The following is a 20027-nucleotide window of genomic DNA, read 5'->3' as shown; positions in this document are numbered from 1 at the left end:
ATATTCAATTTTCAATGGACAATCTTTTGAATCTTTCGATTCAATGGAGCCTAGCGGGATCGAACCGCTGACCTCCTGCGTGCAAAGCAGGCGCTCTCCCAGCTGAGCTAAGGCCCCACAAGACCTCTCAAAACTAAACAATACCCAAACGTGCTTCCGTTTATCCTTAGAAAGGAGGTGATCCAGCCGCACCTTCCGATACGGCTACCTTGTTACGACTTCACCCCAATCATCTATCCCACCTTAGGCGGCTGGCTCCTAAAAGGTTACTTCACCGACTTCGGGTGTTACAAACTCTCGTGGTGTGACGGGCGGTGTGTACAAGGCCCGGGAACGTATTCACCGCGGCGTGCTGATCCGCGATTACTAGCGATTCCGACTTCATGTAGGCGAGTTGCAGCCTACAATCCGAACTGAGATTGGCTTTAAGAGATTTGCTTGCCGTCACCGACTCGCGACTCGTTGTACCAACCATTGTAGCACGTGTGTAGCCCAGGTCATAAGGGGCATGATGATTTGACGTCATCCCCACCTTCCTCCGGTTTATTACCGGCAGTCTCGCTAGAGTGCCCAACTTAATGATGGCAACTAACAATAGGGGTTGCGCTCGTTGCGGGACTTAACCCAACATCTCACGACACGAGCTGACGACAACCATGCACCACCTGTCACCGATGTTCCGAAGAAACTTCCTATCTCTAGGAATAGCATCGGGATGTCAAGACCTGGTAAGGTTCTTCGCGTTGCTTCGAATTAAACCACATGCTCCACCGCTTGTGCGGGCCCCCGTCAATTCCTTTGAGTTTCAACCTTGCGGTCGTACTCCCCAGGCGGAGTGCTTAATGCGTTAGCTGCGGCACTAAGCCCCGGAAAGGGCCTAACACCTAGCACTCATCGTTTACGGCGTGGACTACCAGGGTATCTAATCCTGTTTGCTCCCCACGCTTTCGAGCCTCAGCGTCAGTTACAGACCAGAGAGCCGCTTTCGCCACCGGTGTTCCTCCATATATCTACGCATTTCACCGCTACACATGGAATTCCACTCTCCCCTTCTGCACTCAAGTCTAACAGTTTCCAAAGCGAACAATGGTTAAGCCACTGCCTTTAACTTCAGACTTATTAAACCGCCTGCGCTCGCTTTACGCCCAATAAATCCGGACAACGCTCGGGACCTACGTATTACCGCGGCTGCTGGCACGTAGTTAGCCGTCCCTTTCTGGTAAGTTACCGTCACTGTGTGAACTTTCCACTCTCACACACGTTCTTCTCTTACAACAGAGCTTTACGATCCGAAAACCTTCTTCACTCACGCGGCGTTGCTCGGTCAGGGTTGCCCCCATTGCCGAAGATTCCCTACTGCTGCCTCCCGTAGGAGTCTGGGCCGTGTCTCAGTCCCAGTGTGGCCGATCACCCTCTCAGGTCGGCTATGTATCGTCGCCTTGGTGAGCCGTTACCTCACCAACTAGCTAATACAACGCAGGTCCATCTACTAGTGAAGCAATTGCTCCTTTCAAGCATCTAACATGGGTTAAATGCTGTTATGCGGTATTAGCTATCGTTTCCAATAGTTATCCCCCGCTAGTAGGCAGGTTACCTACGCGTTACTCACCCGTTCGCAACTCTTCCAACTTTAGCAAGCTAAAGTCTTCAGCGTTCTACTTGCATGTATTAGGCACGCCGCCAGCGTTCGTCCTGAGCCAGGATCAAACTCTCATTTAATCTTGTTCTCATTCTGTCACTGACAGATTTATCGTTTTTTTGACAGGTTACTTCCGTAACCCGCACGTTTGGTTCGTATTGTTCAGTTTTCAAAGGTCTTTGTCTTACTCGAGACAACTTCTATATTCTATCAAATTTGAAGCGCGTTGTCAACATCTTTTTTCAAGAAAGTTTCAAACTCTTTTCAAACTTGTTTCTGTCGCCCTCTCGAACAACAGCTATATTAGTTTATCATTTCTTCAACGCTTTGTCAAGATGTTTTTTAAGTTTTTTGTTATCCCGCGTTGTAAAATGAGGTGCAACAAAAAAAGACATGCTCGTCTGATATACTAGAATTCCCCAACTCAGTATAGAAAGCAGATGAACATGTCCACTAATCATTCTACCAAAAAATCGTTATACTCACACCTTTCAGCATCTGAACGCGGAGAAATCAGCGCCTATCTCAAGATGGGAAAGACCCCATCTGAGATTGCTCGTCTGCTTGGGTATCATCGCTCAACCATCAGTCGTGAAATCAAACGAGGAAGTGTTTCTCAGGTTCAAGACAAGAACGGGAAATGAATCTACTCAACGATTTACTTTCCAGATAGTGGTCAACGTGTTTATGAAACCAATCGTCAAAAAAGTGCCTATTATAAACTATCGTACTGCTCCCGGACCTTCTTCAAGAAACTTGAGAAAGTCCTGAAAACGAAGCCTCGTTGTCACAGTGTCGATAGCTTTGTTCAAACTTACCGAGAAAAACATCCACTGGAAGTTATCCCTTCCACCTAGACAGTGTATCGTTACATCAAAGACGGACTGTTGAGGGTTAAACCGATTGATTTACCTAAGATGGTGAGTATCCGAAAACGGTCTAAAGTAACGCCTAAGGCCACGAATAAAATCTTAGGGAAATCCATTGAAAAACGTCCGGAGTGTATCAATGACCGTTCTGAATTTGGACATTGGGAAATTGATCTCATGCTTGGCAAGAAGACCAAGGGGGAAGCTGTTGTCATGACACTAGTAGAGTATCAAACGCGATTTGCCATCACTGTAAAACTGGCTAATAAACAAGCAGAAACCATCAATAGGGCTGTTAAGAGCTTACTATCACAGTACCCTATTCGCTCTATCACATCGGACAATGGCTCAGAGTTCAGTAGCTTGTCAGACCTAAAGGTGTGGAAGTCTATTTTTCCCATCCTTATGCTTCTCATGAAAGAGGAACAAATGAAAATTTCAATGGTCTCTTGAGAGAGTTTCTCCCAAAAGGTGTCTCTCTTAACTCACTAACGACAGAAGAACTCAATCACTACATCTCTGCTATCAATGACAGACATAGACAAATTCACAGGTATAAAACCGCAAATATTTTGTTTGGGCTAGCCCAAAAAGCTTAACCTCTGGAACTCTAGTTATCAATGAACTTGTTGCACTTGAATTGACAAGTGAGGAATAATAAAAATTAACTAATAATTTGAGATATCTTTTGGGAAAAGAATAAAAAGGTAGCAAAAAAGCCCTACATAATAGGACTTTCAAGCACACAATACCGGCGGCCGGGGTCGAACCGGCACGTCCTTGCGGACACTGGATTTTGAGTCCAGCGCGTCTGCCAATTCCGCCACGCCGGCTAGTAACTGGGGTAGCTGGATTCGAACCAACGCATGAGGGAGTCAAAGTCCCTTGCCTTACCGCTTGGCTATACCCCAATAATATAAAGGCGAATGATGGGAATCGAACCCACGCGTGCCAGAGCCACAATCTGGTGTGTTAACCACTTCACCACATTCGCCATAATTTTAACACGGGCAGTAGGAATTGAACCCACACTGAAGGTTTTGGAGACCTTAGTTCTACCTTTAAACTATGCCCGTAATATGGAAGGGGAGGGATTCGAACCCCCGAACCCGAAGGAGCGGATTTACAGTCCGCCGCGTTTAGCCTCTTCGCTACCCTTCCAAAATATTAAATTTTAATGGCGCGAGACGGAATCGAACCGCCGACACATGGAGCTTCAATCCATTGCTCTACCAACTGAGCTACCGAGCCAAACTATTGCGGGAGTAGGATTTGAACCTACGACCTTCGGGTTATGAGCCCGACGAGCTACCGAGCTGCTCCATCCCGCGCTAACAATATTAAAGGAGGATGTGGGATTCGAACCCACGCACGCTTTTACACGCCTGACGGTTTTCAAGACCGTTCCCTTCAGCCGGACTTGGGTAATCCTCCATGTTATATAATAGTCCGTACGGGATTCGAACCCGTGTTACCGCCGTGAAAAGGCGGTGTCTTAACCCCTTGACCAACGGACCATATTAATAAATGGGCACAAGTGGGCTCGAACCACCGACCTCACGCTTATCAGGCGTGCGCTCTAACCAGCTGAGCTATGCGCCCAAGAAAAACTTGGGTAAGCCAAATTTTAATAAAGCGGGTGACGAGAATCGAACTCGCGACAACAGCTTGGAAGGCTGTAGTTTTACCACTAAACTACACCCGCATATAATGGGAGTTAACGGGATCGAACCGCTGACCCTCTGCTTGTAAGGCAGATGCTCTCCCAGCTGAGCTAAACTCCCTTTTGCTAAGCGACTACCATATCTAACAGGGGGCAACCCCCAACTACATCAGGCGTGCTAGGGCTTAACTTCTGTGTTCGGCATGGGAACAGGTGTATCTCCTAGGCTATCGTCACTTAACTATGATTGATTATCCAATCAAAATTGAATACCTATATATTCTAACAAGAAACCTACGCGCTGTCAATATTGACTCGTTTCTTTTTTGGATAAGTCCTCGAGCTATTAGTATTAGTCCGCTACATGTGTCACCACACTTACACTTCTAACCTATCTACCTGATCATCTCTCAGGGCTCTTACTGATATAAAATCATGGGAAATCTCATCTTGAGGTGGGCTTCACACTTAGATGCTTTCAGCGTTTATCCCTTCCCTACATAGCTACCCAGCGATGCCTTTGGCAAGACAACTGGTACACCAGCGGTAAGTCCACTCTGGTCCTCTCGTACTAGGAGCAGATCCTCTCAAATTTCCTACGCCCGCGACGGATAGGGACCGAACTGTCTCACGACGTTCTGAACCCAGCTCGCGTGCCGCTTTAATGGGCGAACAGCCCAACCCTTGGGACCGACTACAGCCCCAGGATGCGACGAGCCGACATCGAGGTGCCAAACCTCCCCGTCGATGTGAACTCTTGGGGGAGATAAGCCTGTTATCCCCAGGGTAGCTTTTATCCGTTGAGCGATGGCCCTTCCATGCGGAACCACCGGATCACTAAGCCCGACTTTCGTCCCTGCTCGAGTTGTAGCTCTCGCAGTCAAGCTCCCTTATACCTTTACACTCTGCGAATGATTTCCAACCATTCTGAGGGAACCTTTGGGCGCCTCCGTTACCTTTTAGGAGGCGACCGCCCCAGTCAAACTGCCCGTCAGACACTGTCTCCGATAGGGATAGCCTATCTAGGTTAGAGTAGCCATAACACAAGGGTAGTATCCCAACAACGCCTCCACCGAAACTAGCGTCCCGATTTCATAGGCTCCTACCTATCCTGTACATGTGGTACAGATACTCAATATCAAACTGCAGTAAAGCTCCATGGGGTCTTTCCGTCCTGTCGCGGGTAACCTGCATCTTCACAGGTACTAAAATTTCACCGAGTCTCTCGTTGAGACAGTGCCCAAATCATTACGCCTTTCGTGCGGGTCGGAACTTACCCGACAAGGAATTTCGCTACCTTAGGACCGTTATAGTTACGGCCGCCGTTTACTGGGGCTTCAATTCACACCTTCGCTAATGCTAAGCGCTCCTCTTAACCTTCCAGCACCGGGCAGGCGTCACCCCCTATACATCATCTTACGATTTAGCAGAGAGCTGTGTTTTTGATAAACAGTTGCTTGGGCCTATTCACTGCGGCTGACTTAAAGCCAGCGCCCCTTCTCCCGAAGTTACGGGGCCATTTTGCCGAGTTCCTTAACGAGAGTTCTCTCGCTCACCTGAGGCTACTCGCCTCGACTACCTGTGTCGGTTTGCGGTACGGGTAGAGTATAATTAACGCTAGAAGCTTTTCTTGGCAGTGTGACATCACTAACTTCGCTACTTAACTTCGCTCCCCATCACAGCTCAATGTTAGAGATATAAGCATTTGACTCATATCACACCTCACTGCTTAGACGTGCACTTCCAATCGCACGCTTTAGTTAGCCTACTGCGTCCCTCCATCACTATATACTCTAGTACAGGAATATCAACCTGTTGTCCATCGGATACACCTTTCGGTCTCTCCTTAGGTCCCGACTAACCCAGGGAGGACGAGCCTTCCCCTGGAAACCTTAGTCATACGGTGGACAGGATTCTCACCTGTCTTTCGCTACTCATACCGGCATTCTCACTTCTATGCGTTCCAGCGCTCCTCACGGTACACCTTCTTCACACATAGAACGCTCTCCTACCATACCTAAAAGGTATCCACAGCTTCGGTAATATGTTTTAGCCCCGGTACATTTTCGGCGCAGGGTCACTCGACTAGTGAGCTATTACGCACTCTTTGAATGAATAGCTGCTTCTAAGCTAACATCCTAGTTGTCTGTGCAACCCCACATCCTTTTCCACTTAACATATATTTTGGGACCTTAGCTGGTGGTCTGGGCTGTTTCCCTTTCGACTACGGATCTTAGCACTCGCAGTCTGACTGCCGATTATATCTCATTGGCATTCGGAGTTTATCTGATATTGGTAATCCGGGATGGACCCCTCAATCAAACAGTGCTCTACCTCCAAGAGACTTAACATCGACGCTAGCCCTAAAGCTATTTCGGAGAGAACCAGCTATCTCCAAGTTCGTTTGGAATTTCTCCGCTACCCACAAGTCATCCAAGCACTTTTCAACGTGCCCTGGTTCGGGCCTCCAGTGAGTTTTACCTCACCTTCACCCTGCTCATGGGTAGGTCACATGGTTTCGGGTCTACGACATGATACTAATGCGCCCTATTAAGACTCGGTTTCCCTACGGCTCCGTCTCTTCAACTTAACCTCGCATCATATCGTAACTCGCCGGTTCATTCTACAAAAGGCACGCTCTCACCCATTAACGGGCTCGAACTTGTTGTAGGCACACGGTTTCAGGTTCTATTTCACTCCCCTCCCGGGGTGCTTTTCACCTTTCCCTCACGGTACTGGTTCACTATCGGTCACTAGAGAGTATTTAGGGTTAGGAGATGGTCCTCCCAGATTCCGACGAGATTTCTCGTGTCTCGCCGTACTCAGGATACTGCTAGGGTTAAAGACTATTTCGAATACGAGGCTGTTACTCTCTTTGGCTTACCTTCCCAGGTAATTCTTCTATAATCTTGTCGTCCCACGTCGCAGTCCTACAACCCCGATGTGTAAACACATCGGTTTGCCCTCTTGCCATTTCGCTCGCCGCTACTAAGGCAATCGCGTTTGCTTTCTCTTCCTGCAGCTACTTAGATGTTTCAGTTCACTGCGTCTTCCTCTTCATTACCTTAACAGTAATGAGTGACATGCATTACATGCCGGGTTCCCCCATTCGGACATCTCTGGATCAATGTTTACTTACAACTCCCCAAAGCATTTCGTCGTTAGTCACGTCCTTCATCGGCTTCTAGTGCCAAGGCATCCACCGTGCGCCCTTATTAACTTAACCTTATTTTGGTCTGTTGACCTTAAACTCATTAAATCACAGCGTTTCGGTTTATTTCTTGTTACTATCTACAATTCAATTTCTTGAATCGTGGAATTTGATATAGATATTCAATTTTCAATGGACAATCTTTTGAATCTTTCGATTCAATGGAGCCTAGCGGGATCGAACCGCTGACCTCCTGCGTGCAAAGCAGGCGCTCTCCCAGCTGAGCTAAGGCCCCACAAGACCTCTCAAAACTAAACAATACCCAAACGTGCTTCCGTTTATCCTTAGAAAGGAGGTGATCCAGCCGCACCTTCCGATACGGCTACCTTGTTACGACTTCACCCCAATCATCTATCCCACCTTAGGCGGCTGGCTCCTAAAAGGTTACTTCACCGACTTCGGGTGTTACAAACTCTCGTGGTGTGACGGGCGGTGTGTACAAGGCCCGGGAACGTATTCACCGCGGCGTGCTGATCCGCGATTACTAGCGATTCCGACTTCATGTAGGCGAGTTGCAGCCTACAATCCGAACTGAGATTGGCTTTAAGAGATTTGCTTGCCGTCACCGACTCGCGACTCGTTGTACCAACCATTGTAGCACGTGTGTAGCCCAGGTCATAAGGGGCATGATGATTTGACGTCATCCCCACCTTCCTCCGGTTTATTACCGGCAGTCTCGCTAGAGTGCCCAACTTAATGATGGCAACTAACAATAGGGGTTGCGCTCGTTGCGGGACTTAACCCAACATCTCACGACACGAGCTGACGACAACCATGCACCACCTGTCACCGATGTTCCGAAGAAACTTCCTATCTCTAGGAATAGCATCGGGATGTCAAGACCTGGTAAGGTTCTTCGCGTTGCTTCGAATTAAACCACATGCTCCACCGCTTGTGCGGGCCCCCGTCAATTCCTTTGAGTTTCAACCTTGCGGTCGTACTCCCCAGGCGGAGTGCTTAATGCGTTAGCTGCGGCACTAAGCCCCGGAAAGGGCCTAACACCTAGCACTCATCGTTTACGGCGTGGACTACCAGGGTATCTAATCCTGTTTGCTCCCCACGCTTTCGAGCCTCAGCGTCAGTTACAGACCAGAGAGCCGCTTTCGCCACCGGTGTTCCTCCATATATCTACGCATTTCACCGCTACACATGGAATTCCACTCTCCCCTTCTGCACTCAAGTCTAACAGTTTCCAAAGCGAACAATGGTTAAGCCACTGCCTTTAACTTCAGACTTATTAAACCGCCTGCGCTCGCTTTACGCCCAATAAATCCGGACAACGCTCGGGACCTACGTATTACCGCGGCTGCTGGCACGTAGTTAGCCGTCCCTTTCTGGTAAGTTACCGTCACTGTGTGAACTTTCCACTCTCACACACGTTCTTCTCTTACAACAGAGCTTTACGATCCGAAAACCTTCTTCACTCACGCGGCGTTGCTCGGTCAGGGTTGCCCCCATTGCCGAAGATTCCCTACTGCTGCCTCCCGTAGGAGTCTGGGCCGTGTCTCAGTCCCAGTGTGGCCGATCACCCTCTCAGGTCGGCTATGTATCGTCGCCTTGGTGAGCCGTTACCTCACCAACTAGCTAATACAACGCAGGTCCATCTACTAGTGAAGCAATTGCTCCTTTCAAGCATCTAACATGGGTTAAATGCTGTTATGCGGTATTAGCTATCGTTTCCAATAGTTATCCCCCGCTAGTAGGCAGGTTACCTACGCGTTACTCACCCGTTCGCAACTCTTCCAACTTTAGCAAGCTAAAGTCTTCAGCGTTCTACTTGCATGTATTAGGCACGCCGCCAGCGTTCGTCCTGAGCCAGGATCAAACTCTCATTTAATCTTGTTCTCATTCTGTCACTGACAGATTTATCGTTTTTTTGACAGGTTACTTCCGTAACCCGCACGTTTGGTTCGTATTGTTCAGTTTTCAAAGGTCTTTGTCTTACTCGAGACAACTTCTATATTCTATCAAATTTGAAGCGCGTTGTCAACATCTTTTTTCAAGAAAGTTTCAAACTCTTTTCAAACTTGTTTCTGTCGCCCTCTCGAACAACAGCTATATTAGTATAGCATTTCTTCAATGCTTTGTCAAGAAGTTTTTTGAACTTTTTTCAAAGCATTTTTGAAATATTTGCTGCCTCAAACAACAGCTTATTTAGTATACTAAACTTCATCTATACTGTCAATATGTTTTTTTAAGTTTTTTTGATATTTTTTGTAACAATGTCATAAAAACTGTCATAATAAGCTAAGTTTATATGTTTCACCATTATAACTAAGCCGTTTTCATATTTTTTCTGATAATAACAGCTTAGTTAGTCAACAATTTTTTCAAAATAAAAAAATCGATTCTCGCTAGAATTTCCTTCCCAGTTAAAACGATGACACTTCAATTATTCTCCATAAAATACCAAATAAGGTCTCTACAGACTTTTCGCTTGGATTTTTATCCCTCCTCAGCGCAATTCATCCAAACCGCCCTCAGAGCCTCTCAGGAGCTTTTTAAGCGCTATTTGATACATCCGTGATTAAAAATCCTATCTTTCTCGTATAAAGAGAGCATTTTTAGGTAAAAACTAGCTATTATAAAGTCTATGCAAAAGATTCTTATTTCTATTACATTGAATTATTGCTGAGTAATATATGGTATTGGGTTCTATTATCCATGAATTGAAGCTAGTTTCAGTTTTTAAATAGAAAAACGCCTGCTTACGAAGTGTTTCTAATCTAGAGACATTTCGTAAACAAGCGTTACTCAATCACCAATATGATGAGTGTTCCCGCTAGGGAAAAATCCCCAGCGGTAGACCAGAGCTAGACTAAGAACCAAAAGGTTCCATCATCATAACACTCAACAAAATTGATAAAAATTATACTAATTCAATGATTGCCATTGGAGCAGCATCACCACGGCGAGGTTCAGTTTTAAGAATACGAGTGTATCCACCGTTGCGTTCTGCATAGCGAGGTGCGATTTCATCGAAAAGTTTTTGAAGAGCTGTTTGTGAAGAGTATTTTTCAGTAGCTTCATCAAAGTTTTCAGATGCAATTTCATTACGTACGAAAGCAGCAGCTTGACGACGTGCATGAAGATCACCACGTTTACCTAAAGTAATCATTTTTTCAACTGTTTTACGGATTTCTTTAGCACGAGCTTCAGTTGTTACAATAGATTCGTTAATCAAAAGATCTGTTGTCAAATCACGAAGCATTGCTTTACGTTGTGAGCTAGTGCGTCCTAGTTTACGGTAAGCCATTTTATCCTCCTATATTATTTATCGTTTTTGAGTCCGAGTCCAAGATCAGCAAGTTTAACTTTGACTTCTTCAAGGCTTTTACGACCAAGGTTACGGACTTTCATCATTTCAGGCTCAGTTTTTTCTGTCAAATCAAATACAGTGTTGATACCTGCACGTTTAAGACAGTTATATGAGCGGACTGACAAATCAAGTTCTTCGATAGTACGGTCAAGCACTTTTTCATCATTAACTTTTTCAGTTTCTTTCATTACGTCAGTGTTTTTAGCCACTTCTGTAAGGTCAGTAAACAGATTCAAGTGTTCAATCAAAACACGTGCTGATAGACCTAAAGCATCTTCAGGAATGATTGTGCCATTTGTCATGATTTCGATTGTTAATTTATCAAAGCCGTCATTGCTACCTACACGAGCAGGTTCAACTTGATAATTAACTTTTTTCACTGGTGTGTAGATAGAGTCTACAGCCAATGTTCCCACTGGAGCATCTTCTTTTTTATTACCTTCGGCTGGAACGTAACCACGTTTTTTAGCAACAGTCATTGTTGCTTTCAAACTGTGTCCTTCAGCGATTGTAAAGAGATAGTGGTCTGGGTTGACGATTTCAACATCGCTATCAGTCAAGATATCCCCTGCAGTAACTTCTGCTGGACCTTCAACATCAAGTTCGATAATTTTTTCATCATCAACATAAGATTTTACTGCAAGTCCTTTAATGTTAAGGATGATTTGCATAACATCTTCGCGTACACCTGGAATAGTGTCAAATTCGTGGAGTACTCCATCAATTTTAATTGATGTTACTGCCGCACCTGGGAGTGAAGACAAGAGTACACGACGAAGAGAATTACCTAGAGTTGTACCGTATCCACGTTCAAGTGGCTCGATAACAAATCTGCCGTAATCTTTATTTTCATCAATTTTTGTTATTATTGGTTTTTCAAACTCAATCATTTATTATACTCCCTCGAAACGAATCTTGTGTACTATTAACAATTATGATTACACACGACGACGTTTTGGAGGACGAGCACCATTGTGTGGCACAGGAGTAACGTCACGGATTGAAGTCACTTCAAGACCAGCAGCAGCAAGAGCACGAATAGCAGACTCACGACCTGAACCAGGACCTTTTACAGTAACTTCAACAGTTTTAAGACCATGTTCTTGTGCAGATTTAGCAGCAGCTTCAGCAGCCATTTGTGCAGCGAATGGAGTAGATTTACGAGAACCTTTGAATCCAAGAGCACCAGCTGATGACCAAGCAATTGCATTACCATGCACATCTGTAATCATAACAATAGTGTTATTGAATGTAGCGTGAATATGAGCAACACCAGATTCGATGTTCTTTTTCACACGACGTTTACGTGTTGGTTTAGCCAATTTTTTTACCTCCTATTTTATTTTTTCTTACCTGCAATCGCAACAGCTTTACCTTTACGAGTGCGAGCGTTATTTTTAGTGTTTTGACCACGGACAGGAAGTCCACGACGGTGACGGATACCACGGTATGAACCAATTTCCATCAAGCGTTTGATGTTCATGTTCACTTCACGACGAAGGTCACCTTCAACTTTAATTGCATCAACTTCACGACGGATAGCATCTTCTTGATCTGATGTTAAATCTTTAACACGGATGTCTTCAGAAATACCAGCAGCTGCTAAGATTTTCTTAGAAGTTGCAAGACCGATACCATATACATAAGTAAGTGAAATTACTACACGTTTTTCATTTGGAATATCAACTCCAGCAATACGAGCCATTTTTTCTCCTTTCTATATTATCCTTGACGTTGTTTGTGTTTTGGATTTGATGGACAAATTACCATAACACGACCGTTACGACGAATAACTTTACAGTATTCGCAAATTGGTTTGACTGATGGTCTTACCTTCATTTTTTAATCCCTCCAATTATTTCGATTATTTAAAGCGGTATGTGATACGTCCACGTGTTAAATCGTAAGGACTCATTTCAACAGTAACACGGTCACCTACCAAAATACGAATGTAGTTTTTACGGATTTTTCCTGATACAGTTGCCAAGATTTGGTGTCCATTTTCTAATTCAACAGTAAACATAGCGTTAGGCATCGTCTCAACAACTTTACCTTCAATTTCAATCACATCTTCTTTTGCCACGCAAAAGTACCCCCTAAATTTCGATTTGATGTCCTCTGAGCACAGAGGTAACAATTATAAGCCAGACTAGCCTATTATATCACGACTCTTCTACTTGTGCAAGTAGAAGCTCTTAAATTATTTTAATGATGAGATTGCTTTTTCAATATCAGCAAATACATCATTGATGTCTTGGTTACCTTGGATATCGAAAACAATACCAGCTTTACGATAGTGTTCGATGATCGGTGCACCTTGAGCGATGTTAACATCAAGACGACGTTTTACAGTTTCTGGTTTGTCATCTTCACGTTGGTAGAAGTCGTGTCCACCACAAGCATCACAAGTTCCTTCAACTTTTGTTGGATTGAATACTTTGTGATATGTAGCTCCACAAGAACGACAAATGAAACGTCCTGATAAACGTTCGATCAAGCTGTCTGGATTAACGTCAATGTTAATAACACCGTCCAATTTAAGATCCAAATTTTTAAGTGTTTCATCCAAAGCATGTGCTTGTTCGATAGTACGTGGGTAACCATCAAGCAAGAAACCTTTTTCAGCAATGTCATCTTGTGCCAAACGTTCTTTAACAATACCGTTAGTAACTTTATCTGGTACAAGTTCACCTTTGTCGATGAATGATTTAGCAAGAACACCCATTTCAGTTTTGTTTGCCATTGCAGTACGGAACATATCTCCGGTAGAAATGTGAGCAACGCCGAATTCTTCAACGATTTTTGCTGCTTGAGTTCCTTTACCAGCCCCTGGTAAACCCATGATTAAAAGATTCATGATACTCTCCTTATTTTATTTTTAAATAAATTTAACACCGAAGTACTAAACTTATTCAAAAACAAAATAGAAAGGTTGACTAGGTCAACCTATATTCTATTCTGCTGTGTTCATGAAACCAACATACTGTCTCTTCAAGAGATAACCTTCAAGTTGTTTCATTCCTTCAATACCTGTTGAAATCAAGATAAGAAGACTTGTTCCTCCAAGTGCAATACTGCTAGATAGGTTCATTGCTTGTTGAGCAATAATTGGTGTCAATGAAATAAATGCCAAGAAAATTGAACCTACAGATGCTAATTTCTTCAATAGTGAAGAAAGATATTCTTCTGTTTCGCGTCCAGGTCGAACACTAGGAATATATGACGCACCTTTTTGCAAGTTTTCTGCAGTTTTTTCAGGATTAACTTGCACAAAAGTATAGAAGAATGAGAATAAAACAATTAGAACTGCATAAATCACCATTCCAATTGTTGTTTGGTAATTCAAATATGATTCTAGGGTAGTAAGCCAAGGAATGTCATGTCCATTTGAAATCAACGGAATAATCGTACTTGGAATCGTTGTAATCGAGCTGGCAAAGATAATGGGAATGACGCCAGCCGGATTAATTTTTAAAGGAAGATAAGAACTTGTTGGTGCACCTTGAACAAGTTTTGTATATTGGATTGGAATTTTGTATTCTGCTTGTTGGACAAAGGTTGTAAAGAACACAATTGCCAATACTGCTACGATTAACAAAGCTACAAAGATGTATGAAGATATTAAATCACTTGAACGAACGTTAACAAAGAAATCTTCGTAGATTGTTGAAATAGTATTTGGAATTGATGAAATGATTCCCGCAAAGATAATCATTGAAACACCATTTCCGAAACCTTTGTCGGTGATTTGTTCACCAAGCCATGTCACAATCATACTACCTGTTGTGAGCAAGGCACCAATTAGGATATAAGTTTTCACATTTGGTGTAGAAACCAATGAGATACTTGACAAAGTATTAAATCCTGCTGTAATCCCGATAGATTGGATGAAGGCTAAGACAAGTGAAATGTAGCGAGTCGCTTGATTTAACTTACGACGTCCAATTTCACCTTGTTTACTCCACTCAACAAATTTAGGCAAAATATCCATTTGTAACAGTTGAACAATGATAGATGCTGTGATATACGGGCTAACACCCATTGAGAATACAGAGAAATTGCTCATAGCATTACCAGAGACAAGATTCAACATGTTTAGAAAGGGAAGTTCACCTAATTGATCAAGACTCTTAGCGTTGATACCTGGCACAGTAATATGTGTTCCAACGCGGAAAACAAAGATGATAAAAAGTGTAAAGAAAATTTTATTTCTAACATTTTTTACCTTAAGTGCATCTTTAAGTAATTTAAAGAACATACCGAGTCCTCCTTAATTAGATGACCTCGATTGAACCACCTTTTGCAGTGATAGCTGCTTCAGCAGATTTAGAGAATTTAGCTGCTTTAACAGTCAATTTTTTAGTCAATTCGCCGTTACCAAGAACTTTAACGCCTGATTTTTCAGCACGAATGATTCCAGCTTCTTTAAGAACAACTGGAGTTACTTCTGTACCATCTTTGAAAACGTTAAGTTGGTCAAGGTTTACAAGAGCGTATTCTTTAGCGTTAACGTTCAAGAAACCACGTTTTGGCATACGACGGAACAATGGAGTTTGTCCACCTTCAAAACCAAGACGTACTTTACCACCGCTACGAGCTTTTTGACCTTTTTGACCGCGTCCTGCAGTTTTACCGTTACCAGATGATGTACCACGACCTACACGGTTACGTACTTTACGAGAACCTTCAGCAGGTTTAAGTTCATGAAGTTTCATTATTAATTTCTCCTTTTTTGTAAAATGCTAGCGCCTCTATGAGGGGAAAGGACTCCCCATAGAAACTCGCCTATACTATATCTAGTTTAAGTCGCAAGAGAATCCCTTGCGACTTAAACCTAAAATTTATTTAATGTTAATTATTTAACATCTTCAACAGTTACCAAGTGTGAAACTGAAGTAACCATTCCACGGATAGCTGGAGTGTCTTCTTTGACAACTGAGCTATGTAATTTACCAAGTCCAAGAGCAGCAACTGTTTTACGTTGTGCAGGAATGCGTCCGATTGGAGACTTAGTCAAAGTAATTTTAATTTGAGCCATTATTATCCCCTTTCTTATGCTAAATCAGAAACTGAAACACCGCGAAGAGCAGCAACGTCTTCTGCACGTTTAAGTTGTTTCAAACCTTCAACAGTTGCGCGAACAATGTTGATTGGAGTGTTTGAACCAAGTGATTTAGATGTAACATCTGCAACACCGGCCAATTCGATGACGGCACGAACAGCACCACCAGCAGCGACCCCAGCACCTTCTACAGCAGGTTTCAACAATACTTTAGCTCCACCAAATTCTGAACGAACTTCGTGAGGAATTGTTGTACCAACCATAGGTACTTCGATCAAGTTTTTCTTAGCGTCTTCAACAGCTTTACGAATAGCTTCTGGTACTTCTTGCGCTTTACCAGTACCGAAACCAACACGACCATTACGATCACCAACAACTACAAGAGCTGCAAAACGAAGACGACGTCCACCTTTAACAACTTTTGTAACACGGTTGATCGCAACAACGCGTTCTTCAAGTTCAACTGCATTATCTTTAAATGCCATTATTTAGTGTCCTCCCTATTAGAATTTCAATCCGTTTTCACGAGCTGAGTCAGCCAAAGCTTTAACACGTCCGTGATAGAGATATCCACCGCGGTCAAACACCACTTCAGAAATACCTTTAGCTACTGCGCGTTCAGCAACAAGTTTACCGACAACAACGGCTTGTTCTGTTTTAGTTCCTTTAGAAACTTCTTTATCAAGAGTTGATGCACTTGCGAGCGTTACACCCGCTACGTCATCAATAACTTGAGCGTAGATGCCTGTATTAGAACGGAAAACGTTCAAACGTGGGCGATCAGCAGTTCCAGAGAGTTTACCGCGAACGCGACGGTGGCGTTTTTGGCGGATTTTGTTTTTATCTGGTTTCGAAATCACAATTTTCACCTCTTAATTAATTGATTAATGTCAAAACGACATTATTTTTATAAATGTTAGCATATGAGTTCTGAGAGAAAAAATCTCGAAAGACATCCCATAAACTATTATTTACCTGTTTTACCTTCTTTACGACGTACGTATTCACCAACGTAACGGATACCTTTACCTTTGTAAGGTTCTGGAGCACGAAGGCTACGGATGTAAGCAGCTGTTTGACCGACAACTTCTTTGTTGATACCGTTAACAACGATAGTAGTTGCAGATGGAACTTCAAATGAAACACCTTCCGGAGCTTCTACTTCGTCTTGGTGAGATTTACCTACAGAAAGTACAAGTTTTGAACCTTGAAGTTGAGCACGGTAACCAACTCCGCGCATTTCAAGTTCTTTTTTGAAACCTTCAGAAACACCAACAACCATGTTGTTCAAGTTAGCACGAGTTGTACCGTGGATTGTTTTCATTTCTTTTGAGTCATCTGGACGGTGAAGTGAAACTTCAGTGCCTTCAACTTTGATTTCAATATTTTTATTAAACTCACGAGTGAGTTCGCCTTTAGGTCCTTTGACAGTTACTACGTTATCATTGTTAGTAACTTCTACACCAGCAGGCAAGTTGATAACTTTATTACCAATACGTGACATAGTTTTTATTTTCTCCTGTTAGATTGTCAAGCCGCATATGCGACAAGTTTTCACGGGGCGACTAATACACAAAATTGTGCTTAATAGTCCATTAGATGGTTAAGTAAGATTTCCTCTCCAAAATAGAGAGATGAAAAACTTCTTACCAAACGTAAGCAATAACTTCTCCACCAACGTTCTTTTGACGAGCTTCTTTGTCAGTCAAAAGACCTTCTGATGTAGAGATGATTGCAATTCCAAGTCCGTTAAGAACTTTAGGAACATCTTCACGTTTTGCGTAAACACGAAGACCTGGTTTTGAGATACGTTTCAAGTTAGTGATAACACGTTCACCATTTTGTCCGTATTTAAGGAATACGCGGATGATACCTTGTTTGTCATCTTCGATAACTTCAACGTTTTTCACGAAACCTTCGAGTTTAAGGATTTCAGCAATACCTTTTTTGATGTTTGATGCAGGTACTTCAAGCACTTCGTGTTTTGCTTGGTTAGCATTACGAATGCGTGTCAAAAAGTCTGCAATTGGGTCAGTCATAACCATTTATATATTCTCCTCTTACTAGTAGTTTGAATTGTTCACTTGCTAGTTAATGTCGCCCGAAGGCTTAATTAAATTCAAGTTTATTACTTGAATCCCATTATGAACCACGCCAAATAGAAAATTGAATAACAATTTACTAAATGGCTTGTCCAATCAGGTTTCTTATATCATCGACTTACCAAGAAGCTTTGGTAACGCCTGGGATTTGTCCTTTGTAAGCTAACTCACGGAAGCAAACACGGCAAAGTTTGAATTTGCGGTAAACTGAGTGTGGACGGCCACAACGTTCGCAACGAGTGTAAGCTTGCGTAGAGAATTTCGCAGGGCGATGATTCTTAGCAATCATAGATTTTTTAGCCAATTGATTTACCTCCTAAATTATTTTGCAAAAGGCATTCCAAGGCCTTTAAGCAATTCACGACCTTCTTCGTCAGTGTTAGCAGTAGTTACGATAACGATATCGAGACCACGTACTTTATCAACGTCATCAAAGTTGATTTCTGGGAAGATCAATTGTTCTTTCACACCAAGTGTGTAGTTACCACGTCCGTCAAATGATTTTGTTGGAACACCGTGGAAGTCACGAACACGTGGAAGTGAAACTGTTACCAATTTATCTAAGAATTCGTACATACGTTCACCACGAAGGGTAACTTTTGCACCGATCGCTACACCTTCACGAAGACGGAAGCCAGCGATTGATTTCTTAGCTTTAGTAATCAATGGTTTTTGACCTGAAATAAGTGCCAATTCAGCAGCAGCTTTTTCAAGGTTTTTAGCGTTATTTACAGCATCACCAACACCCATGTTAAGAACGATTTTCTCAACTTTTGGGACAGCCATAACTGAAGAATAGTTGAATTTTTCAGTCAAAGCAGAAACAACTTCGTTAGTGTATTTTTCTTTTAAGCGATTTGCCATTATATACTTTCTCCTTTCCTTCGTGATTAATCAAGCACTTCGCCTGATTTTTTGTTGTAACGAACTTTTTTGCCGTCTACAACTTTGTAACCAACACGTCCTGCAACACCATTTTTGTCAAGAACTTGAACGTTAGACACATGGATTGGTGCTTCTTTTTCCACGATAGCACCTTGAGGGTTTACGTTGTTTGGTTTTTGATGTTTTTTAACAATAGCAACACCTTCAACAACAACTTTGTTGACTTTAGGAAGGGCTTTAAGAACTACAGCTTCAACGCCTTTGTCCTTACCAGCAATAACGCGAACTTTATCGCCTTTTTTTACAAACATTTGGTTTTTCTCCTATTATTTCTTACGCCCTAATGGGCACCCTGCAAAAGCAGGGGACTTAGTTTGTGTTTATGAATTAAAGTACTTCTGGTGCAAGTGAAACGATCTTCATGAAGCCACCTTCACGCAATTCACGTGCAACAGGGCCGAAGATACGAGTTCCGCGAGGAGTTTTGTCATCACGGATGATTACAGCAGCGTTATCGTCAAATTTGATGTATGAACCGTCTGGACGGCGTGCACCAGTTTTAGTACGAACAACTACAGCTTTTACGACATCACCTTTTTTAACAGCTCCACCAGGAGTAGCTTGTTTTACAGAAGCAACGATTACGTCACCGATGTTAGCGAATTTACGTCCTGAACCACCAAGAACTTTGATGGTCAAAATCTCACGAGCACCGCTATTATCAGCAACTTTCAAGCGAGTTTCTTGTTGAATCATTTCAAATTTCTCCTTTTAGTTTGATTAGATAATAACAGCTTCTTCCACAACTTCTACAAGACGGAAGCGTTTTGTAGCTGAAAGTGGACGAGTTTCCATGATACGAACGATATCGCCTTCTTTAGCAACGTTGTTTTCATCATGTGCTTTGTATTTTTTAGAATAGTTGATACGTTTACCATAGACTGGGTGGTTACGTTTAGTTTCAACTACAACAGTGATTGTTTTATCCATTTTGTCAGATACTACGCGTCCAACAAGGGTTTTACGTTGATTACGTTCCATTATTAGAATTTCTCCTTTCCCAATCTATTATTTCTTTTCAGATTGCACTGTTTTAACACGTGCAATTTGTTTTTTAACTTCGTTCAAACGAGCAGTTTGATCAAGTTGACCTGCTGCAGCTTGGAAACGAAGATCAAAAAGTTCTTTCTTAAGTTCGTTTTCTTTCTTAGCAAGCTCTTCTTGAGAAAGACCACGAAGCTCTTTAACAAAATCTTTAATTTCTTGAAGTTTCATGA

At 42.8% G+C, this 20027-nt stretch carries 20 protein-coding genes, 14 tRNA genes, 4 rRNA genes and 1 pseudogene; 1 reads left to right on the top strand and 38 read right to left on the bottom strand.

Annotation, left to right across the window (positions count from 1 at the left end):
* Positions 1-44 precede the first annotated feature (44 nt).
* A tRNA-Ala gene (locus DQN23_RS00640) sits at positions 45-117 on the bottom strand.
* A gap of 53 nt (positions 118-170) precedes the next feature.
* Positions 171-1719, bottom strand: a 16S ribosomal RNA gene (locus tag DQN23_RS00635).
* A 366-nt stretch (positions 1720-2085) separates the two neighbouring features.
* Between DQN23_RS00635 and DQN23_RS00630 the strand changes: the two are divergent.
* Positions 2086-3107: pseudogene (locus tag DQN23_RS00630) on the top strand (IS30 family transposase).
* A gap of 150 nt (positions 3108-3257) precedes the next feature.
* Here DQN23_RS00630 and DQN23_RS00625 read toward each other — a convergent pair.
* The 36 genes from DQN23_RS00625 to rpmC form a co-directional block, all read right to left on the bottom strand.
* Positions 3258-3341, bottom strand: a tRNA-Leu gene (locus DQN23_RS00625).
* A gap of 6 nt (positions 3342-3347) precedes the next feature.
* Positions 3348-3419 (bottom strand) — tRNA-Gln (locus DQN23_RS00620).
* Between the two features lie 10 nt (positions 3420-3429).
* Positions 3430-3502 (bottom strand) — tRNA-His (locus tag DQN23_RS00615).
* 11 nt (positions 3503-3513) lie between these two features.
* A tRNA-Trp gene (locus tag DQN23_RS00610) sits at positions 3514-3584 on the bottom strand.
* A gap of 4 nt (positions 3585-3588) precedes the next feature.
* Positions 3589-3669: transfer RNA gene (locus tag DQN23_RS00605), tRNA-Tyr, on the bottom strand.
* 17 nt (positions 3670-3686) lie between these two features.
* Positions 3687-3759: transfer RNA gene (locus DQN23_RS00600), tRNA-Phe, on the bottom strand.
* A gap of 6 nt (positions 3760-3765) precedes the next feature.
* Positions 3766-3839, bottom strand: a tRNA-Met gene (locus DQN23_RS00595).
* A 13-nt stretch (positions 3840-3852) separates the two neighbouring features.
* Positions 3853-3942, bottom strand: a tRNA-Ser gene (locus DQN23_RS00590).
* A gap of 11 nt (positions 3943-3953) precedes the next feature.
* Positions 3954-4025: transfer RNA gene (locus DQN23_RS00585), tRNA-Glu, on the bottom strand.
* Between the two features lie 11 nt (positions 4026-4036).
* Positions 4037-4110, bottom strand: a tRNA-Ile gene (locus tag DQN23_RS00580).
* Between the two features lie 32 nt (positions 4111-4142).
* Positions 4143-4213, bottom strand: a tRNA-Gly gene (locus tag DQN23_RS00575).
* A gap of 6 nt (positions 4214-4219) precedes the next feature.
* A tRNA-Val gene (locus DQN23_RS00570) sits at positions 4220-4292 on the bottom strand.
* 4 nt (positions 4293-4296) lie between these two features.
* A 5S ribosomal RNA gene (rrf, locus tag DQN23_RS00565) occupies positions 4297-4412 on the bottom strand.
* Positions 4413-4497: 85 nt separating this feature from the next.
* Positions 4498-7397, bottom strand: a 23S ribosomal RNA gene (locus DQN23_RS00560).
* Between the two features lie 147 nt (positions 7398-7544).
* Positions 7545-7617, bottom strand: a tRNA-Ala gene (locus DQN23_RS00555).
* Positions 7618-7670: 53 nt separating this feature from the next.
* Positions 7671-9219, bottom strand: a 16S ribosomal RNA gene (locus DQN23_RS00550).
* Together the 16S, 23S and 5S rRNA genes with 13 tRNA genes alongside form the textbook arrangement of a ribosomal RNA operon.
* A 1032-nt stretch (positions 9220-10251) precedes the next feature.
* The gene (gene rplQ / locus DQN23_RS00545) at positions 10252-10638 is read right to left on the bottom strand and encodes a 50S ribosomal protein L17 (RefSeq protein ID WP_003067190.1); all 387 of its coding nucleotides are present in this window, start codon (positions 10636-10638) and stop codon (positions 10252-10254) included.
* A 14-nt stretch (positions 10639-10652) separates the two neighbouring features.
* Positions 10653-11591, bottom strand: coding sequence for a DNA-directed RNA polymerase subunit alpha (locus DQN23_RS00540; RefSeq protein ID WP_009853219.1), 939 nt, complete (start codon positions 11589-11591; stop codon positions 10653-10655).
* A gap of 48 nt (positions 11592-11639) precedes the next feature.
* Positions 11640-12023 carry a 30S ribosomal protein S11 gene (rpsK, locus tag DQN23_RS00535; protein ID WP_003062885.1) on the bottom strand — a complete coding sequence of 128 codons (384 nt, stop codon included), beginning with the start codon at positions 12021-12023 and terminating at the stop codon, positions 11640-11642.
* A 17-nt stretch (positions 12024-12040) separates the two neighbouring features.
* Complete coding sequence (rpsM, locus tag DQN23_RS00530) at positions 12041-12406, bottom strand: 30S ribosomal protein S13 (RefSeq protein WP_006531334.1); 366 nt, start codon at positions 12404-12406, stop codon at positions 12041-12043.
* Positions 12407-12423: 17 nt separating this feature from the next.
* A complete protein-coding gene (rpmJ, locus tag DQN23_RS00525; RefSeq protein ID WP_002959355.1) occupies positions 12424-12540 on the bottom strand; it encodes a 50S ribosomal protein L36 in 117 nt (38 codons plus the stop codon).
* A 25-nt stretch (positions 12541-12565) separates the two neighbouring features.
* Positions 12566-12784, bottom strand: a complete 219-nt coding sequence (gene infA / locus DQN23_RS00520; RefSeq protein WP_001040189.1) for a translation initiation factor IF-1 — start codon at positions 12782-12784, stop codon at positions 12566-12568.
* A 117-nt stretch (positions 12785-12901) separates the two neighbouring features.
* Positions 12902-13558, bottom strand: coding sequence for an adenylate kinase (locus DQN23_RS00515; RefSeq protein ID WP_058833308.1), 657 nt, complete (start codon positions 13556-13558; stop codon positions 12902-12904).
* A gap of 96 nt (positions 13559-13654) precedes the next feature.
* Complete coding sequence (gene secY / locus DQN23_RS00510) at positions 13655-14959, bottom strand: preprotein translocase subunit SecY (protein WP_111712556.1); 1305 nt, start codon at positions 14957-14959, stop codon at positions 13655-13657.
* 16 nt (positions 14960-14975) lie between these two features.
* Positions 14976-15416: a 50S ribosomal protein L15 gene (gene rplO, locus DQN23_RS00505; protein WP_020916219.1), complete on the bottom strand. Its 441-nt coding sequence runs from the start codon at positions 15414-15416 to the stop codon at positions 14976-14978.
* A gap of 140 nt (positions 15417-15556) precedes the next feature.
* Positions 15557-15739 carry a 50S ribosomal protein L30 gene (rpmD, locus tag DQN23_RS00500; protein ID WP_006531331.1) on the bottom strand — a complete coding sequence of 61 codons (183 nt, stop codon included), beginning with the start codon at positions 15737-15739 and terminating at the stop codon, positions 15557-15559.
* Between the two features lie 14 nt (positions 15740-15753).
* Positions 15754-16248, bottom strand: coding sequence for a 30S ribosomal protein S5 (gene rpsE / locus DQN23_RS00495; protein WP_003062871.1), 495 nt, complete (start codon positions 16246-16248; stop codon positions 15754-15756).
* An 18-nt stretch (positions 16249-16266) separates the two neighbouring features.
* Positions 16267-16623, bottom strand: a complete 357-nt coding sequence (gene rplR, locus DQN23_RS00490) for a 50S ribosomal protein L18 (RefSeq protein ID WP_003001342.1) — start codon at positions 16621-16623, stop codon at positions 16267-16269.
* A 107-nt stretch (positions 16624-16730) separates the two neighbouring features.
* Positions 16731-17267 (bottom strand): 50S ribosomal protein L6, encoded by a 537-nt coding sequence (gene rplF, locus DQN23_RS00485; protein ID WP_020916218.1) that lies wholly within the window; start codon positions 17265-17267, stop codon positions 16731-16733.
* 142 nt (positions 17268-17409) lie between these two features.
* Positions 17410-17808, bottom strand: coding sequence for a 30S ribosomal protein S8 (gene rpsH / locus DQN23_RS00480; RefSeq protein ID WP_111712555.1), 399 nt, complete (start codon positions 17806-17808; stop codon positions 17410-17412).
* 175 nt (positions 17809-17983) lie between these two features.
* The gene (locus DQN23_RS00475) at positions 17984-18169 is read right to left on the bottom strand and encodes a type Z 30S ribosomal protein S14 (protein WP_003062863.1); all 186 of its coding nucleotides are present in this window, start codon (positions 18167-18169) and stop codon (positions 17984-17986) included.
* Positions 18170-18186: 17 nt separating this feature from the next.
* The gene (gene rplE / locus DQN23_RS00470; protein ID WP_006531327.1) at positions 18187-18729 is read right to left on the bottom strand and encodes a 50S ribosomal protein L5; all 543 of its coding nucleotides are present in this window, start codon (positions 18727-18729) and stop codon (positions 18187-18189) included.
* Positions 18730-18755: 26 nt separating this feature from the next.
* Positions 18756-19061, bottom strand: coding sequence for a 50S ribosomal protein L24 (gene rplX, locus DQN23_RS00465; protein ID WP_003067218.1), 306 nt, complete (start codon positions 19059-19061; stop codon positions 18756-18758).
* Between the two features lie 76 nt (positions 19062-19137).
* On the bottom strand, positions 19138-19506 hold the full coding sequence (gene rplN, locus DQN23_RS00460) for a 50S ribosomal protein L14 (RefSeq protein ID WP_020916217.1): 369 nt from the start codon (positions 19504-19506) through the stop codon (positions 19138-19140).
* A 24-nt stretch (positions 19507-19530) separates the two neighbouring features.
* On the bottom strand, positions 19531-19791 hold the full coding sequence (rpsQ, locus tag DQN23_RS00455; RefSeq protein WP_002885836.1) for a 30S ribosomal protein S17: 261 nt from the start codon (positions 19789-19791) through the stop codon (positions 19531-19533).
* 27 nt (positions 19792-19818) lie between these two features.
* Positions 19819-20025, bottom strand: a complete 207-nt coding sequence (rpmC, locus tag DQN23_RS00450; RefSeq protein WP_003062854.1) for a 50S ribosomal protein L29 — start codon at positions 20023-20025, stop codon at positions 19819-19821.
* Positions 20026-20027: the final 2 nt, after the last annotated feature.

Origin of the sequence: Streptococcus lutetiensis (assembly GCF_900475675.1) — a bacterium.
Classification (GTDB): Bacteria; Bacillota; Bacilli; order Lactobacillales; family Streptococcaceae; genus Streptococcus; species Streptococcus lutetiensis.
The sequence above is the reverse complement of the archived record's forward strand: the minus strand, read 5'-3'. Positions and strand labels throughout refer to the sequence as shown.

Coding starts and splice junctions, on each gene's coding strand:
- rplN (WP_020916217.1), bottom strand. CDS start 19,506: ATGATTCAACAAGAAACTCGCTTGAAAGTTGCTGATAATAGCGGTGCT.
- rpmC (WP_003062854.1), bottom strand. CDS start 20,025: ATGAAACTTCAAGAAATTAAAGATTTTGTTAAAGAGCTTCGTGGTCTT.
- rplX (WP_003067218.1), bottom strand. CDS start 19,061: ATGTTTGTAAAAAAAGGCGATAAAGTTCGCGTTATTGCTGGTAAGGAC.
- rplQ (WP_003067190.1), bottom strand. CDS start 10,638: ATGGCTTACCGTAAACTAGGACGCACTAGCTCACAACGTAAAGCAATG.
- rpsM (WP_006531334.1), bottom strand. CDS start 12,406: ATGGCTCGTATTGCTGGAGTTGATATTCCAAATGAAAAACGTGTAGTA.
- rpmJ (WP_002959355.1), bottom strand. CDS start 12,540: ATGAAGGTAAGACCATCAGTCAAACCAATTTGCGAATACTGTAAAGTT.
- DQN23_RS00515 (WP_058833308.1), bottom strand. CDS start 13,558: ATGAATCTTTTAATCATGGGTTTACCAGGGGCTGGTAAAGGAACTCAA.
- rpmD (WP_006531331.1), bottom strand. CDS start 15,739: ATGGCTCAAATTAAAATTACTTTGACTAAGTCTCCAATCGGACGCATT.
- rplE (WP_006531327.1), bottom strand. CDS start 18,729: ATGGCAAATCGCTTAAAAGAAAAATACACTAACGAAGTTGTTTCTGCT.
- secY (WP_111712556.1), bottom strand. CDS start 14,959: ATGTTCTTTAAATTACTTAAAGATGCACTTAAGGTAAAAAATGTTAGA.
- rplF (WP_020916218.1), bottom strand. CDS start 17,267: ATGTCACGTATTGGTAATAAAGTTATCAACTTGCCTGCTGGTGTAGAA.
- rpsE (WP_003062871.1), bottom strand. CDS start 16,248: ATGGCATTTAAAGATAATGCAGTTGAACTTGAAGAACGCGTTGTTGCG.
- rpsH (WP_111712555.1), bottom strand. CDS start 17,808: ATGGTTATGACTGACCCAATTGCAGACTTTTTGACACGCATTCGTAAT.
- rpsQ (WP_002885836.1), bottom strand. CDS start 19,791: ATGGAACGTAATCAACGTAAAACCCTTGTTGGACGCGTAGTATCTGAC.
- rplO (WP_020916219.1), bottom strand. CDS start 15,416: ATGAAACTTCATGAACTTAAACCTGCTGAAGGTTCTCGTAAAGTACGT.
- DQN23_RS00540 (WP_009853219.1), bottom strand. CDS start 11,591: ATGATTGAGTTTGAAAAACCAATAATAACAAAAATTGATGAAAATAAA.